Annotated in this window: 1 protein-coding gene; it reads left to right on the top strand. The window is 34.7% G+C overall.

All coding sequences use genetic code 11. The features are described from left to right. Positions 1-97: 97 nt before the first annotated feature. Entirely contained in the window at positions 98-1,720 is a 1,623-nt protein-coding gene (locus tag ABUA27_RS12550; RefSeq protein ID WP_349820852.1) for a peptide ABC transporter substrate-binding protein, read from the top strand. Positions 1,721-1,836: the final 116 nt, after the last annotated feature.

The raw sequence follows: 1,836 nt of genomic DNA, 5'->3' as shown, positions 1-1,836 counted from the left end.
TCATTTTACTGTTTATATAGATAAAATTGAGGGTAGTGTATTTATGCTATGTGATATAGATTTTTGACACTACCGATTATAAATGGAGGGGATTTTTATGAAAAGTCTCAAGATTATAGTGGCAGCAGCCTTGGCTGCTTCTATGTTAGTGGGATGTGGTTCTACTTCCGACGATAAAGCGATTTATAACTTTTCAAGTGAAGCAGATGTAACATCTCTAGATTCAAGTGTATCTGATGATGGTGTTTCATTTAATGCGATTCATGCATTTAGTGAAGGACTCATGGATATTACTGCAAAGGGTGGTACAAAGCTTGTACCAGCTGCTGCATCATCTTATAAGCTATCAGATGATGGATTAACTTATACATTTACTATTAGAAAGAATGCGAAATGGTCTAATGGTGATGATTTAACTGCAGATGATTTTGTTTATTCATGGAGAAAACTAATTGCGAATGCAGGTAGCTATGCCTATATCTTTGGTAAAGAAGGGGCATGTATTAAGAATGCAGATGAACTCGCTGAACTTGGTACAACTGCTGGTGATAAGATTAAGGAACTAGGTGTTGAAGCAAAGGATAAGAAAACATTACAGGTTACTTTATCTCAGCCATGCCCTTATTTCTTAGAAATCATGACATTCCCATGCTTCTATCCACAGAATCAGAAATTTGTTGAAAAGTGTGGTTCTAAATATGCCACTGATGCAAAGTATTTACTTGCGAATGGTCCATTCAAGGTAACTAAGTGGACTAAGTCTAATAAGATTACTTTTGAAAAGAATGATAAATACTATGATGCAGATAAGGTTGAACTAGATGGTTTAAATATGTATCTTGTTCAAGATCCTAAGACTGCAGCTGCGGCATTTGATAATGGTGAAGTTGATTTTGCGACTATTAACTCAGCTTTAGTTGATAAGTATGAAGGTAAAGATAGTCTTGTAAAGTTCAAACAGGGTTATATGTATTATTTATATTTGAACTTCAACAACAAGGCTCTTGCGAATAAAAATATTCGTAAAGCATTATCTCTAGCTATTGATCGTAAAGACTTATGTAATAAAGTCTTAAAGGATGGTTCTAGAGAAGCAGATGGTTTTGTAAGTGCTGATTTCACTTATGGACCAGATGGTAAAGAATATCGTTCAGAAGGTAAAGATTATACTCAGTATAATCTAAAAGAAGCACAGGCTGCTTTTGATCAAGGCTTAAAAGAACTTGGTGTTTCTTCATTAAAATTAAGATTACTTTATGGTACAGATGAAACACCTGCAGATACTGAAGCAGAATATTTACAGGCATGTTTCAAAAAACTTAAAGGTTTAGATATCGAAATGGTTGCAACTGTTAAGAAAGACCGTGTAGAACGTCAGAAATCAGGCGATTTTGATATCTCATGTGCAAGATGGGGACCAGACTTCCCAGATCCAATCACTTATTTGAACCTTGTTTCTACAGGTAACTCAAATAACTATGGTAAATATAACAATGCGAAGTATGACCAGTTAATTGCGGCATCTACTACTGAAAGAGATGCTAAGAAGAGATGGCAGATGCTTTATCAGGCAGAAGATATCTGCATGAGTGAATATGCTGTATTACCAGTATTCCAGAAGGGTGCTGCATCATTACAGAACAAGAAATATACAGGTATTGTATATGAAGCCGCATTAGGTTCAGCATTCACATTTAAGTTTATTCATAAGACTAAATAAGATACAAATCCCGGGTCAATCTCGGGATTTTAAATTTCTCCCGAATTGCAAGCAGAAACTGGAAATAAGAAGATAAATTAGATTTTATAGAAAATGGTATTATCAGTTACATTAAG

The sequence above is a fragment of the Catenibacterium sp. RTP21428st1_D7_RTP21428_210409 genome (genome assembly GCF_040227455.1).
GTDB lineage: Bacteria > Bacillota_I > Bacilli_A > Erysipelotrichales > Coprobacillaceae > Catenibacterium > Catenibacterium mitsuoka_A.
The sequence above is the reverse complement of the archived record's forward strand: the minus strand, read 5'-3'. Positions and strand labels throughout refer to the sequence as shown.

What these genes read in the sequence shown, in the direction of transcription:
- ABUA27_RS12550 (WP_349820852.1), top strand. Translation starts at nt 98, where the DNA reads ATGAAAAGTCTCAAGATTATAGTGGCAGCAGCCTTGGCTGCTTCTATG.